Source organism: Sporosarcina beigongshangi (assembly GCF_033485195.1).
Taxonomy (GTDB): Bacteria; Bacillota; Bacilli; order Bacillales_A; family Planococcaceae; genus Sporosarcina; species Sporosarcina beigongshangi.
On the sequence record NZ_JAWLIR010000021.1, the window covers coordinates 55,820 to 69,865 of the forward strand.

Sequence of the window (14,046 nt, forward strand, 5' to 3'; positions counted from 1 at the left end):
AAAAATCCCGTAGAAGACTATATTGTCTTCTAGGGGATTTTTATGTTGTGATCAAATCGTATGTCTTCATGATAAAGTCTTTGTAAGGCGTGTGTGGCATCACTGATATATTGTTTACCGCTACGTCAATAAGGCGCATTGCTTCAGTTGGATTGCTAAGTTCCAGATGGCAAAGTGCTTGGTACGCATCCTTTTGGTAAAGTGAGGATAGGTCAAATGGATGATGGATATAATCTGCGATTGTAACTTTTTCAAGGAATACAAGTGCATGTTCGAAGTCTTGAAGTCCGAAAAGAGAGACCCCTATTTCTAGATTGAGAAATGAATCAAATTCCTTAGGAAAATCACCTTTTTCCAAAATTAAATGTAGTAATGAATTAGCTTCTTTATACGATTTTTTGAATGAATTTAAATAATGAGCCTTTGAAAACTTTGCGAAAAAGAGCGCATCTCTATCGTCTGCAAAGTCCCCATATTGCGTGAGCTTCTTAATATAATACGCATATTCGCTTTCATCCCGCTTCATCATTGCATGTGCAGCTGCTAACCTGTACAAGTGGTCAATACGATAAAATACTTGCTCTTTTTTAGAGAATTCAATGGCTCTCCCCATGATTTGGATTGCAGTTGCGGAATCACCTACAGCAAAGTAGAGAATTGCTTCAGTGTAGTCCAAATCCAGTCGTGTCATCGGGTCGATAAATGCATTGTTAGTTTCGATTTCAGAGCGTTCTCGGAGAAGGATAGCTAATGCATCGTCATATTGATGTTCTGTAAATTTGATCATTGCTCGGAATATGCCGATACTCGCGCGCCTTGGAGTAATTTTCATCTGCTCATAGATTTGTGCAGCTCTGTTAGAAGGCTCTTGCCAAGCTTCTTTTTTTTCATGGTAAAGACAGCGGCTGTACATTTCCAATAAACGTGCGGCTTCATATCCTTGCAGCAATTTTTCTGTATACGGTCCAACTAACGTAATAAGTTGGCTATATTCATCTGTTAATAGATCAAACTCCGTATTATACAGTTTCTCCGCTTTGTCCAACACTTCCCTTAATTCCTGCGTACTCACTTCTTCCAGTAGCTCTGAAACCTCAACGCCGAGTCTTTCTGCTATATAAGATAGGCTGTCCATCGAAGGATTGGCTTTGTTATTTTCAATCAGACTTAGCATACCTTTTGTCAACTGTTTCCCTGCTAACGCCTCGAGTGTTAGCTGCTGTTGTTTCCTCAATTTCCGTATTCGCTCACCTAACGTTTCGATATGGCACACCTCCATGATTATCAATTACGCCTCGGCGTAATTGCGTCCAGATTTTGAATTAAGTAAAGCACAATTCAAAATCTGTGACATCCGCCGGAGGCTTCAAATTAATTCAGCTAGGGCTAGAACCTTACTGAATTAATTCGAATATAGTTTAATTATATTAAACTTTGGCTTGTAATGGAAGTATTTGCATGTTATCATTTGTTTAATCTAATTAAACATTACGGAATGGAGTGTTTTTTATGGAAGAGGCTTTGAAGCTTAAAAAGGCGACGTATCATCTATGGACATTCATGACGAGTAAGCTTATTTCTTCATTTGGTGCACAGGTATACACGTTTGCCATCAGCTTTTATATTATACAGTTGACGGGATCTGCGACGAGCTTTGCAACGAACCTTATTTGTAGCATCTTACCTCGGACGCTCATTGCGCCATTTGCCGGTTATATAGCGGATAAATATTCTCGTAAAATGATTGTCATTACGGCGCAAATTGCCTCTTCTTGCGCAATTGCGGGGCTTCTCGCCATCAGTTTGACTTCGGGGCTATCTCTTGTGGCAATCTATGCAACGACCGTGATCTTATCCATAGCTTCGACATTTTCGGGAATCGCGTTTAGTTCCTCCGTTACTGGACTTGTCGATGAAGCTCGGATTCAAAAAGCAATGTCGATGAACCAGATGTCTATCTCATTTGCAACAATCGGTGGCCCTGCAATTGCTGGGCTACTGTATGGTACTGTTTCAATGCCAGTATTTCTTATCATGTACCTGATTGCGTCAATCATTGCGGTGATCCTTGAATCAACGATGAATTTCAAGTTATTCGCAAAACGGAAAGAAGTGGTCGAGGGAGAAGCGAAGGAACCGATGTGGCAAAGTATGAAGGCTGGATTTTCATATCTTAAACTACAACCTATTCTTATGACGATTATTTGGATTTCTTTGTTCATCAACTTCCTATTCGGTTCATTTCAAGTTGGTTACTCCTTCATCCTAATAGAAAAACTGAAATTCGATTCGACGCATTTTGGATTAACAGAAGGTGCATTCGCAGTCGGAATGTTGCTTTTATCCATCTATTTATCGGTGCGTAAAGAAGTGAAGTACCCGTTGCTCGTTTCAAAGCGTGGTATTCTCGTATTCGGTATTTTGATAGCTAGTATTGGATTGCCACTCATGCTACCGATGCAGTATGGTGTCATGTTTGCTTACTATGTTGTCGTGATGTTTGGTTTTGGGGCAACGTTAATAATTGTCAACACACCGCTACAAGTGATGATGCAAAAAATGATTGATGATGATTACAAAGGACGCGTGTTTTCGATTATTGAAACAATGGCGATGGCATTGATGCCCTTAGGTGTTGTCATCTTTGGCTTTTTGTATGATATATTCCCAGCTCAATGGATTCTTATCATTTCGAGTCTGTTATTGATGGGTGTTGTTCTTGTGTTGGCAAGACCGTCTGTCGTACGAAAAGCGCATCCGGAACTTGGAAAAGCGAAAGCATTAATGATCGGAGAATATAGAAAATCATCCAGTACCCTTTAAAAGGGTACTGGATTTTGTTTGTTATAGTATAAAACTAATACAAAAGTAGGGAATGTTCGGACAACTTATAGTAGAATATAAGAACTATAAGTGAAAATGAAAAGGAGGGAGAAAAGATGCAACCGATTTGGCTAAGGGCAAAAACTACTATACCAATTGCTACAGGCGGGGTAGTAGAAAGAGGGAGGTTAAATGAGCTTCTAGGGCGAAATAAATCGGCAAGGATTACGATCATTCGCGCACCGGGGGGGTACGGGAAGACAACTATGCTTAGTCAATGGGTGAGTCAATCGGACCAGCCGGTTGCATGGCTTTCGATCGATGCGGCTGATAATGATCCTTTTCGCTTTTGGGAATATATAATTAGGGCTGTGAAAGAAGTACTTCATAGTGATATGGATTCGCCTTTAACTCTCCTTAGCCATTCTGAGCCAAGTTTGCTATTCGAACTGCTAATAGACTCCTTTTTGAATGAATTGAGTTCACAAACAAAGAATGTCTGTATCGTTATTGATGACTATCATTTAATAGAAAACGATGATATTCACGATATGATGACGCGGTTTATCAACTATTTACCAAATACTTGTCGCGTGTATATGGCAAGTCGAACGGAGTTACCGTTACCTCTCGAAAAATGGAGGGTCAAGTCTTGGCTTGCGGAAGTAGGAATAGAACAATTACGCTTTACTTATGAGGAAGCTAGGCAATACTACGAAAAGCAAAACTTGATTTCTAACGATATAATACACTCACTTCAATCTGTGTTGGAAGTTACAGAAGGTTGGGCGGCAGGAATTCAATTGGCGGCCCTAGCGCGTTCAACTTCCATTGATAAGGGGTGGAGCATAAACCAGTTTGATGGGGGGCATCCGTTTGTAGCTGAATTTTTACTGAAGGAAATTCTTGAAACGCTTCCATCCTCTACACTCGACTTCCTAATAAAGACGTCGATACTGGAGCAGCTTGACCCTGTTGTTTGCAATATTCTGATGAGTAGTTCAGATAGTTACGAGAAATTGCTTGAATTTGAAAAGAGTGGCTTGTTTATCGTTCGCTTACATTCGAAAGAACCTATATTTCGCTACCATCACCTTTTTGCTAAATCGTTACAGATGGAATTTACAAATCGATATTCCGAAGAAGTTATTTTTTCGACGTATCAGCAAGCAGCAACTATTTATCACAAAAAAGGAGACTTTATTTCTGCAATTGAACTCGCTTTGAAAGGACAGTCGTATGAATTTGCGGAAGAATGGATATATGCTTCTTTAGTCGATGTTTTCGCATTGGGGCAAACGGCAACATTCATTCGATGGGTACAAACATTGCAAGTAAACGACTACCCCATCCATCCTGGAACACTGGTGATGTATGCATTCGCGTTGGCTATGCATTATAAATTGGAAGAAGCAAATCGGATCATTTCGGACTTAGAAAGACTGCAAGAAACTAATCGTTGGATGGAAAAAATAGAAAACGCAGATGCTAGAGTCGATTTTCTCGGCATGAAAGCGTATATTTTGATTTTGGAGGAAGGCGATATTGAACAGGCTGTGGCGTTAATTAAGAAAAAGTTAGAAATTAGACCTATGGATACTAGATGGGATACGAATGGTATTCAATATAATATAGTTGAGCCGAGACTTCTTCGTACAAGTATTGGGATGAGGGGGAAACTGTGGGACGATGAAAAAATGCTGCATCTTCATAAACTAGTGCGTCACTCGTCATTTAAAGAATTGAATGTGGCAGGATTCAGTTATGGAATTCGAGCAGAAACATTATATGAAAAGAACCATGTCGAAGAAGCATTACCAGAACTGGCGGAAGCACTCCGTTTAGGACACCATTTTCAGGATTCTGGCCTAGCTGTTCCGATGTATTTATTAAAAAGTAGAATCAATGTAACGAAACAGCAATTTGTAGCAGCGCATGCCGTGCTTGATTATGCAATGAAAGGCGTAAAAGAATGCCATTGGTTAAGGATATTACATGCGATGAAGGTTCGACTTTTTTTACAGGAAGGTAAAATATTTCGGGCCAAAAATGAGTTTGATAAAATAGTGACAAATGCTGATCGTATAACGGGGTCAAGCCAATCATTTATAGCATTGACATATGCACGTTTGTTAATCGCGGAAAATAAGCACGAAGAAGCGCTGACATATATTATTGAAGTGAAAGTTAAAGCTGTTCAGGAGGAGCAAATTGCGACAATCGTGGAATCAGCGATACTTGAGGCAATCACTCAATCACTATTGTCCAATGAGGATGCGGCAATGATGGCATTACATGAGGCTTTGAAACATGGAAGTCGTTACGGTTATAGTAGATCTTTTCTCGATGAAGTGGACGCGGCTCCGCTACTAATAAAATACTCGGAAATACGTCAAAGTAGTGCGAGCACACAATGGGACTCTGTACCACTTTCCTACGTGAAAAAATTGGTGGAAGCTGAGACAAGTGATTTGAAGCAAAATGCTGTCATCGACAAGCTCACACCACGCGAACAAGAAGTGCTCCAATTACTTGCAGGCGGCGCTTCAAATCGTGAAATTGCCAGTAGTTTATTCCTTACTGAGGGCACAGTACGTGTTTATCTATCGACCATTTATGGGAAACTTGGGGTCAGTTCACGTACACAAGCTGTACTATTTGTAAAAGAACAATAACGACTATTTACATGCATCATGGCTTTTTGCGATGGTCGTGGATCAGGTTAAACAATTGCACATAGGGGGAGCTTTACTGAATAGCATACTTAACAGTAAAGAGATTTTTTAATGATTATATTTATGGGAAAACAGTTGTGGCGGCAAGAATCTCTTGTGGTAGGACATAAGAACCAACTATTAAACGCCGTATTTTAACAATAATCTAACTTTTTCGACAAACTATTAACATTTGTCAATAGTATATTAGACCGCATGACCTTATGATAAAGGTACTAGCGGTTTTTTGTCGTGTTCATATACATATTTAGAGTCGGATACAAATATGGAGAGGAGCAGTTAAAATGAAGACAGGCACAGTTAAGAAACATATTAACGAAGTTATGGTTAATGAAATCTTGGCATCGGATATTTTTGTCAATGGTCGCTTAGTGATTGCAAAAAATACAATTTTAACCGAAGGAATATTAGTGAAGTTGAAAAAAAGAAGAATTAAGGAATTAAAAATAATAACTATAATTGATGAGCAAGAATATGAAAAAGAAGAGGAACTAACGGTTCATTCGCTCGAAGAAATAAGTCAACATATCGATGAAGGCTACAAAGCCGTATTTTGCGAAACATTTGAGCAAATTGTTACCGAGCAGAGATATGGTAAAAAGATTGACAATATTGACGACTTGGACTTTATTATGGACTTATTTATAAAAATTCATAATGAAAATCATTTTATCGATAAGTTGTACCAATTGAAAGAGATTGACCAATACTCATTTATCCACTCCTTTGATGTCTTTGTATTGGGAACACTTTTTGCGAAGACTAAGGGAATAGCCAATTTGGAGTCAGCAGCTCTAGGTTATTTATTTCATGATATTGGCAAGCTCTATATCCCGATTGAATTACTGAAAAGTAAGAGGAAGCTGAGCCATGATGAATTCAAGACGATGCAAAAGCATGCTGTTGCAGGATATGAACTTTTGAATTCATTGGGACAGCACCGTATTGCGCATTATGCTAAATCGCATCATGAGCGAATGGACGGCTCGGGTTATCCTGAAAGATTGACTGGAAAAGACATGTCAACAGCACTGAAAATCCTTCATCTTGTAGATGTCTATTCTGCCCTGACATTAAAACGTCCTTACAAAGAGGCTTTACATGCTTCAGAAGCATTAGAAATTTTATTGCGTGAGAGCTACAAATTTGATTCAGATTTATTAAGTGAGTTTATAGAGTTCATTAACATTTACCCTCTTAATTCAACCGTTCTTTTATCGGATAACTCGCTTGCGATTATTGAACAGGTAAATGAAGCTGTGCCTATGCTTCCTAAAGTAAAACGTATTAACAGTGCCAGAAGCTTTGATTTACCATATGACTTTAAGCTAACTATTTCAAAAATGCTTTATTATCAAACGACTACGTTTCGAGAGATTTTTAAAGGGTTTATGAATAAATTATTAGTTGGTGATGAACGACAGGTAATGGGTGATTATATAAAGTTGGTTGATGGTTTGCGGTTGGAGGAAATCTACATTCAGGTAATCATGCCGACTTATCGAATATTAGATATTTTACAGAAGGACAAAAAGATTAATTATGCGCTGTTCCGCAAACGAATTGCGCTGTTAACAAAATTATTACAAGAAATTGAAGACAATTTTATAAGAGAAAATCATTATCATACGACCACATTGTTTGTTTTGAAAGGGAAGTTGGAGCAATCTGTTTATTTGAAAGTAATTATTGGTTTGCTACACATTGAACGTGTATTACCGATTGTGGTGAAACGGCAAATGTCTTATGAGAGTATTCAGGAGTTAGTGCGAAGCTGTAAAGTGGAAAGGGTTTGCTTTATCCGACCGGAAATTCCTCATCCGTCACATGTGATCGATTTTTTACCAACAACAGAAAGTATACATTTAATTGAGGAAGATCTAGTGGATCTAGTGGAATCTATTTCAAATGGATCAAAAAGCTCTGTAAATATTTATGAGCAACTTTACAGCCTGAAAGCTGCGACTGATGAAGTACAAAAAGTATGAGAAGAGAGAACTATCCAGAAAAGTCATATTCATGATTTTAGGGGATAGTTCTATTTCTTTTTAGGAATTAACATTCAAGTCACGTAGTGTTTTAGTTGAATGTCTAAACAGTAGTATCAAACCGATAGATAGGACTGCAAGAACGGCTGAAATAACATACATATTGCCAGCCATTTGTGTGAAAATCGATATGAATAGCACTGGTCCGATAATTCGTCCCATATTGTCCATAGAATAGGCCATTCCAGCTGCCGTTCCATATTTGCCACCGGATTCTTTTGTTGTCAATGAAACTAAAACTGTCCGGGCAAGTGCATTCCCACCGGTGAAAACGCTCAACGCGAATCCTGCCCAAATAAGGCTGGATGTGAATGGGATGAGGACAAGTCCCAGGGCTGCGACGAGTTGTGCACAAATCATCCATGTTGTTTCGGTCCCATTTTTCACCCGACGAACGACACCGCCTTGAATGGCAGCATCGACAAAACCACTGGCCATGAACAAGTAACCGAGTTGAAGGGGCGTAATGTCAATTTTGGTCATTTGGAACAGTTGGAATGTAGCCTCCAGTCCAGCAAGTAAAAATGTAACCATGAAGGAGAATAAGAATAGAAAGCGAATGCGATATTGCCATAGCATGGCTCCGCCTTTAGGGAGCAACGCGCGTTTATTCGCCTGACCTCGTTGTTCCGGTTCGCTCAAAATGATTCCCGCGTAGATCATTAATAGTAAAGTCAATACGCCAGATATGATGAACGGAAGCTGAAGACTCGAATGGCCAAGTACCCCACCAATTGCAGGTCCGAAAATAAAACCAAGACCTATCGACATGCCGAGCAGCCCCATATATTTATTACGATTTTCCTCATCTGTCATATCCGCAACGAATCCAGTCACAGCCGTGTAGAGAGCGCCAGAGAACACGCCACCAACTACGCGCGACACATATAAAAGTGGTAAATTTTCAATGAATAACGCAAACAGTAAAAAGCTCATACTGAAGCCGAGCAGCCCAATCATGATTAACTTTTTTCTGCCCGTTCGATCAGACAATGCCCCCCAAAGCGGTGCAGTAAAGAAGGAAGCGAGTGCGTAGATGGTTAAAAGTCCCCCGACATGGACTTCAGAAAAGCCTTGCTGCACAATGACTTCGGGAAGAATCGGAATAATGATTCCGAATCCGAGGTAAACAAAAAATTGGATGGACATTAGTAGAAGAATTGCTTTTTTCATCATACCCCCACTTTCTCTTGAATCACTATTTCTATTTTACCCGTCGCATCCCAATCGCACAAAGAATATGTGTATTTTGCAAATGATGTGAGGGAGTATGCAACGAAAGCGTAAGAGTGTCCAAACTAAACTTCTATGTATGAATTATTTACAAATGGGGATAATTTGTAACATAATTGAAAGATTTAAAAGTGGTCAGGAGTGGTATCATTGTAGTAGGAATTGTATGGAATAAGTTCCATGAAAATAAGAAACTTTATCTGTATATAAACGTCTTGAACTAATAGAAAGGTCGAGGTGGAAAAGATGGCTAAAGAAGTTGATTTGAAAACGATCATCTCCAACTTGGCGAAGTTGGGTGTTTCGGCAACATTGACGAAATCCCGTCTGGAAATGCTGAAAGCCCTAGCGCCACCTGCGCAAGACCCACAAATTCAGTCGCAATAAAGAAAAACTCCGACAAAATTTTGTCGGAGTTTTTTTATTCATCGTCCTCATCCGAACTAAACATATACGTTCGATGATGGAACTTCATACTAAACACTAGTCCAATTGCCAGCATATTCCCCATCAGCGAGCTTCCCCCGTAACTGATGAATGGCAGTGGGATTCCTGTAATCGGCAACAACTGAATGGTCATACCGATATTTTCAAAAACGTGGAACGTAATCATAGCAATGATTCCCGCACAAATATACGTACTGAATGCATCCTTCAATTCAAGTGTAATTTTCGTCAAATGATAGATGAGGAAGAAATACATACAAATGACGAGACTTGCGCCGATGAATCCCCAATCTTCCCCAATGGATGTGAAAATGAAGTCAGTATGGCTCTCGGCCACATATACTTCGCGACCTTTATAGCCTTTACCTAAAATCTCGCCAGATCCAATGGCGTTCAATGATGTAATGAGATGCATCCCTTCATCAGACGCATAGCTATAAGGGTCTATCCATGAGTAGATCCTTGCGGCTTGGTATGATTTGAAGCCGAATGTATCTTCTAGAAATTTCTGTGCATACAGTGCTAATAACAGCAACGTAACTCCAATTGCCGCGGTTCCGGCAAAGAGCGGCACGATAATGCGCCAAGTAATCCCTGAAACGATAATTAAAGCAGCCGTAATCGCGATGAATACGAGCCCCGTACCAAGATCGGTTTGCATCATAATGAATAGCAACGGAATAAATAACAAAACGATTATTTTACCAAGTAAATAGAAATCTGTTTTCAATGTTTTCTTAATGAATTTTTCGTGGTGGGTAGTGATCATTCGTGCCATGCCAATAATGAAAAAGGTTTTCATAAACTCGGCAGGCTGAATACTCCCGATTTTAGGAATGTGGAACCAGCTTTTTGCTCCGTTTCTTTCCGCAACAAGTTCCATACCGTCAGGAAGAAAATGCAAAGTGGCTAGTAGGAAAATACCACCGCCGTAAATAACCCAAGCTGCCTTTTTATATTGTTCGGGCTCTAAGTACATCGTAATCGCAATAATGATTGTCCCGATGATATACCATTGAATTTGGGAGGGAATGAAGTTTATGGGGACACCCGCCAGTGTATATTGCCCTGTCGTCTGTGCGGAGGCAATTGCAAATAAGCTTATTAAACAAAAGATTAATAAGATAAATGCAAGTGTCCAGTCAAAGCGTTCTTTCGGTTTATTAGGTAATTTCATTTTTTTAAGTCACCTTTAATGTAATATATGAACATCTATTAGTATAACGCATCGAGCGTGTAGATGCATATCCTCATATTAGACGCCTAAGGAATAACAAAGTTGCCCAGCAGAATCTTGCGTGCTAAGCTTGTGGAGAAATTGAGGATTGATTGGCAAATGTTATTAAACTTGCAAGCAATTATGCCGAGGTGTGATTGATTAAACTTCCCTAAATTATTCATGAAAATGGTTGATTCATGGTAAACTAAAGTATAGAAAATCAACGGACAGTGAGGGTTAACTATGAAAAAGAGATTAGGTATTGTTTATGGGGGAAAGTCGGCGGAGCATGAAGTGTCATTGTCGACAGCGCGTGCAGTGACGCAGGCAGTGGACTTTAGTAAATATGAAGTAATTCCAGTTTATATTACTTATGACGGCGAGTGGCGACGAGGTTCAGCGCTCGAAGGGCCAGTGGTTACACTTGAGGAGCTTCGACTCGCGGGAGAGGGCAATGACAAACCAGATAGCATCCACAATTTTTTAAATGGTGGAGCGTTGGATATTGTTTTTCCGCTTCTTCACGGTACGAATGGGGAAGATGGTACGGTGCAAGGCTTATTTGAAGTGATGAATATTCCATATGTAGGAAATGGTGTGCTGGCATCATCGGCAGGAATGGACAAAGTGGTTATGAAGCAATTATTTGCACAGGTTGATTTACAACAAGTGCCTTACGTTTTCTTCTTGCGTAGTGGCTGGGTGCAGGAACGTCAACAATGGATAGACAAAATGGAAAATGAACTTAGCTGGCCGATGTTTGTTAAACCCGCAAATCTTGGATCGAGTGTCGGCATTAGTCAGGCAACGGACAGAGAAAGTCTGATTGCGGCAGTCGATATGGCGCTGAAGTTTGACCGACGCATCATTGTTGAGCAAGGTGTTGTTGCGCGGGAAATTGAAATGGGCGTCATGGGCAATGATGAGCCAGCCTGTTCGGTACCTGGAGAAATAAAACCAGTGACTGCATTTTATGATTACGAAGCAAAATATAAAGACGGTAATACAGAATTGGTTATTCCTGCACAAGTATCAGCAGAAGTTGCACAAACAATGGCAGACATGGCGCTGCGCGCTTATAAAGTGCTCGATTGTTCAGGGCTAGTACGTGCAGACTTCTTTGTAACAGCTGCAGATGAAGTGCTCATTAACGAGGTGAACACGATGCCAGGCTTTACGCCAACAAGTATGTTCCCGTTGCTTTGGCAGCAAACAGGCGTAGCGTATCCTGAGCTAATCGACAAACTAATTGAATTGGCAATACAACGACATGCAGAAAAACAAAACATACAATATATGATGGATTGAGTGTGGTGTAACATGAAACGGAAATTAACAGAACTGGCGGAATGGCTACAAGCGACGGGACAGCAGATGGATGGTGTGCTTGTAACAGGAGTTTCCATTGACTCTCGGAATGTGCAGGCAGGAGATCTGTTCATCCCTTTTCGCGGGGAGCAGGTGAATGGACACCGCTATGTGCAACAGGCTATTGAACAAGGGGCAGCTGCTGCTTTATGGATGACAGATGAACCGGATCCGCCGGCTAATGTGGCTCTGATATTTGTAGACAATCCCGAACTTGCATTGCAGGAGATGGCCCGGGCTTATCGGGATACACTATCTTGTAAAGTCATTGGAATTACAGGGTCTAATGGTAAAACGTCAACAAAGGATCTTGTCGCGAGCGTGCTGTCACCTTATTTTAAGGTGCAAAAAACAGAAGGAAACTTCAATAATGAACTCGGTTTGCCATTGACGATTTTATCGTTGGATGAAGAGACAGAAATTGCTGTCCTAGAAATGGGTATGAGTGGCTTCGGGGAAATTTCATTTTTATCGAAATTGGCAAAACCGCATTACGCCATCATTACCAATATCGGAGAAGCGCATATGCAAGATCTCGGCTCACGCGCGGGAATAGCAATGGCGAAATTTGAAATGATTGACGGACTGCAACAAGGTGGCAAGCTTTTTTATGACGGTGACGAACCGTTGTTACAGGAACTTGTTCAGCAGCAATCTTCCGTTGAAGCCCTCTCATTTGGATATGATCAAGAAGCTACATTGGCACTGAAGGACATTGAGTCGAGTGATGAAGGCAGTCATTTTACCGTGAAAGGGCTATTGAATGAGTCGTTTACAATTCCTGTTTACGGGGCTCATCAAGTGAAGAACGCGCTTGCCGCTATTCTATTCGCTAATGAATTAGCGGTTGAGGCAGAGGCAATTCGAATGGCACTTCGCAATGCAACGCTAACAGATATGCGTATGCAGCCGGTGGTCATGGCAAATGGTGCGTTAGTAATTAATGATGCTTATAACGCTGCTCCGACATCGATGCGTGCGGCGCTTGCATTTATTCAAGAGACGGGCTTACGCAAAGACAAGTGGGTCGTTCTGGCTGATATGCTTGAACTTGGCGCGGAAGAGCGACAATACCATGAGCAGCTAGCAGGCGAGTTGTTAAAGATGGACTTGAAGGGGATATTATTGTTCGGACAGCGCATGAAATGGTTGCATGGGGCATTATTAAGCGAGCAAACTGTCAAAGCGCAGTTGTTGTGGTCGGAAAAGGACTATGCACCACTAGTCGATGTGCTTCGAAACGCGACGGGAGCTGATTCAATCATTTTGTTGAAGGGCTCGCGGGGAATGGCACTTGAACATGTACTGGAAGGGTTGAGTGGCAAATGAGGACAGGAGTGTTATTCGTCCACGGCTTCACCGGAGGTTCTTTTGAAGTCCGTCCATTTGTGAACTACTTAAACAGCAAAACAGACTGGAAAATCGCTGTCCCTATCTTACCGGGACATGGTGTTACACTTGAGCTTGGTAAAGTATCAGCTGAATCTTGGCTGATGGAAGCGGAGTTAGCACTCAAAAAATTACAGAAGGAAGTCGACCGTGTCATTGTGGTCGGCTTTTCTATGGGTGGACTCATTGCGCTCTATTTGGCATTGCGGTATAAAATTGACAAGTTAGTCCTTTTGAGTGCGGCTGCAAAATATATAAGTCCCCGCAATTTGCTTGAAGATGTGGGCATTATGCTTGCTGAATCAATGACGAAAAAATATCCACCGAATACATTTTATCATTTGTATGAATACAAGCTGAAGCACACACCACTACGTGCAGTCATTGAGTTTTTGCGTATCGTGAAAATCGTTGAACCATATTATGGGCGGATTACAGCACCAGTTTGCATTGTTCAAGGGAAAAAGGATGGAATTGTTCCCTTGGCTTCAGCTAAATATTTAATTGAAAAATTAGGTTCCGAAAAAAAGGAATTCATAATATCGGACCTCGGGAAGCATCATATCTGTTACAGCGATGATTGTGATAATTGGTTTAAGGAAGTGTTGGCGTTCATGAAACGAGATGAGTTTGTCTAGGCTTCGACAGCCAGTCCCTCGGGTCATAAGCCAGATTAGCTGTGCAGCAAAAGACGCTGCTTCGCTAATCCGTCTTATGCCTGTCGGGCCAAAACGGCAGTCTACGCTTTTCTGGTAATAAACTGATTATTACTACTTAAGCAGAA

At 40.8% G+C, this 14,046-nt stretch carries 10 protein-coding genes; 7 read left to right on the plus strand and 3 right to left on the minus strand.

Annotated elements, in window-relative coordinates; genetic code table 11:
• Positions 1–40 precede the first annotated feature (40 nt).
• The gene (locus tag R2B77_RS11165; protein WP_203248137.1) at positions 41–1,279 is read right to left on the minus strand and encodes a helix-turn-helix domain-containing protein; all 1,239 of its coding nucleotides are present in this window, start codon (positions 1,277–1,279) and stop codon (positions 41–43) included.
• 230 nt (positions 1,280–1,509) lie between these two features.
• On the opposite strand from R2B77_RS11165, the gene R2B77_RS11170 reads away from it, so the two are divergent.
• From R2B77_RS11170 to R2B77_RS11180, 3 genes are all read left to right on the plus strand, one after another.
• Positions 1,510–2,823, plus strand: a complete 1,314-nt coding sequence (locus R2B77_RS11170; protein ID WP_203248136.1) for an MFS transporter — start codon at positions 1,510–1,512, stop codon at positions 2,821–2,823.
• A gap of 116 nt (positions 2,824–2,939) precedes the next feature.
• Complete coding sequence (locus R2B77_RS11175; protein ID WP_212391647.1) at positions 2,940–5,498, plus strand: LuxR C-terminal-related transcriptional regulator; 2,559 nt, start codon at positions 2,940–2,942, stop codon at positions 5,496–5,498.
• Between the two features lie 344 nt (positions 5,499–5,842).
• Positions 5,843–7,546 carry an HD-GYP domain-containing protein gene (locus tag R2B77_RS11180; RefSeq protein WP_203248135.1) on the plus strand — a complete coding sequence of 568 codons (1,704 nt, stop codon included), beginning with the start codon at positions 5,843–5,845 and terminating at the stop codon, positions 7,544–7,546.
• Positions 7,547–7,606: 60 nt separating this feature from the next.
• On the opposite strand, the gene R2B77_RS11185 is transcribed toward R2B77_RS11180, so the two are convergent.
• Positions 7,607–8,779 (minus strand): MFS transporter, encoded by a 1,173-nt coding sequence (locus tag R2B77_RS11185; RefSeq protein ID WP_203248134.1) that lies wholly within the window; start codon positions 8,777–8,779, stop codon positions 7,607–7,609.
• Positions 8,780–9,085: 306 nt separating this feature from the next.
• On the opposite strand from R2B77_RS11185, the gene R2B77_RS11190 reads away from it, so the two are divergent.
• Positions 9,086–9,226: an Lmo0850 family protein gene (locus R2B77_RS11190; protein ID WP_203248133.1), complete on the plus strand. Its 141-nt coding sequence runs from the start codon at positions 9,086–9,088 to the stop codon at positions 9,224–9,226.
• 34 nt (positions 9,227–9,260) lie between these two features.
• Here the strand turns inward: R2B77_RS11190 and R2B77_RS11195 are convergent, their stop codons facing one another.
• Complete coding sequence (locus tag R2B77_RS11195; RefSeq protein WP_203248132.1) at positions 9,261–10,463, minus strand: FtsW/RodA/SpoVE family cell cycle protein; 1,203 nt, start codon at positions 10,461–10,463, stop codon at positions 9,261–9,263.
• Between the two features lie 285 nt (positions 10,464–10,748).
• Here R2B77_RS11195 and R2B77_RS11200 point away from each other — a divergent pair, with 285 nt between their 5' ends.
• Genes R2B77_RS11200 through R2B77_RS11210 form a run of 3 tightly spaced genes read left to right on the plus strand, consistent with a single transcriptional unit; the run spans position 10,749 to position 13,900 of the window.
• On the plus strand, positions 10,749–11,813 hold the full coding sequence (locus tag R2B77_RS11200; protein ID WP_203248131.1) for a D-alanine--D-alanine ligase: 1,065 nt from the start codon (positions 10,749–10,751) through the stop codon (positions 11,811–11,813).
• 12 nt (positions 11,814–11,825) lie between these two features.
• The gene (locus R2B77_RS11205; RefSeq protein ID WP_203248130.1) at positions 11,826–13,202 is read left to right on the plus strand and encodes a UDP-N-acetylmuramoyl-tripeptide--D-alanyl-D-alanine ligase; all 1,377 of its coding nucleotides are present in this window, start codon (positions 11,826–11,828) and stop codon (positions 13,200–13,202) included.
• The gene (locus R2B77_RS11210) at positions 13,199–13,900 is read left to right on the plus strand and encodes an alpha/beta hydrolase (RefSeq protein WP_203248129.1); all 702 of its coding nucleotides are present in this window, start codon (positions 13,199–13,201) and stop codon (positions 13,898–13,900) included. Before R2B77_RS11205 ends, R2B77_RS11210 begins: the two co-directional genes overlap by 4 nt.
• The last annotated feature ends 146 nt before the right edge of the window (positions 13,901–14,046 follow it).

What these genes read in the sequence shown, in the direction of transcription:
- R2B77_RS11175 (WP_212391647.1), top strand. Translation starts at nt 2,940, where the DNA reads ATGCAACCGATTTGGCTAAGGGCAAAAACTACTATACCAATTGCTACA.
- R2B77_RS11185 (WP_203248134.1), bottom strand. Translation starts at nt 8,779, where the DNA reads ATGAAAAAAGCAATTCTTCTACTAATGTCCATCCAATTTTTTGTTTAC.
- R2B77_RS11195 (WP_203248132.1), bottom strand. Translation starts at nt 10,463, where the DNA reads ATGAAATTACCTAATAAACCGAAAGAACGCTTTGACTGGACACTTGCA.
- R2B77_RS11210 (WP_203248129.1), top strand. Translation starts at nt 13,199, where the DNA reads ATGAGGACAGGAGTGTTATTCGTCCACGGCTTCACCGGAGGTTCTTTT.
- R2B77_RS11200 (WP_203248131.1), top strand. Translation starts at nt 10,749, where the DNA reads ATGAAAAAGAGATTAGGTATTGTTTATGGGGGAAAGTCGGCGGAGCAT.
- R2B77_RS11165 (WP_203248137.1), bottom strand. Translation starts at nt 1,279, where the DNA reads ATGGAGGTGTGCCATATCGAAACGTTAGGTGAGCGAATACGGAAATTG.
- R2B77_RS11180 (WP_203248135.1), top strand. Translation starts at nt 5,843, where the DNA reads ATGAAGACAGGCACAGTTAAGAAACATATTAACGAAGTTATGGTTAAT.
- R2B77_RS11205 (WP_203248130.1), top strand. Translation starts at nt 11,826, where the DNA reads ATGAAACGGAAATTAACAGAACTGGCGGAATGGCTACAAGCGACGGGA.
- R2B77_RS11170 (WP_203248136.1), top strand. Translation starts at nt 1,510, where the DNA reads ATGGAAGAGGCTTTGAAGCTTAAAAAGGCGACGTATCATCTATGGACA.
- R2B77_RS11190 (WP_203248133.1), top strand. Translation starts at nt 9,086, where the DNA reads ATGGCTAAAGAAGTTGATTTGAAAACGATCATCTCCAACTTGGCGAAG.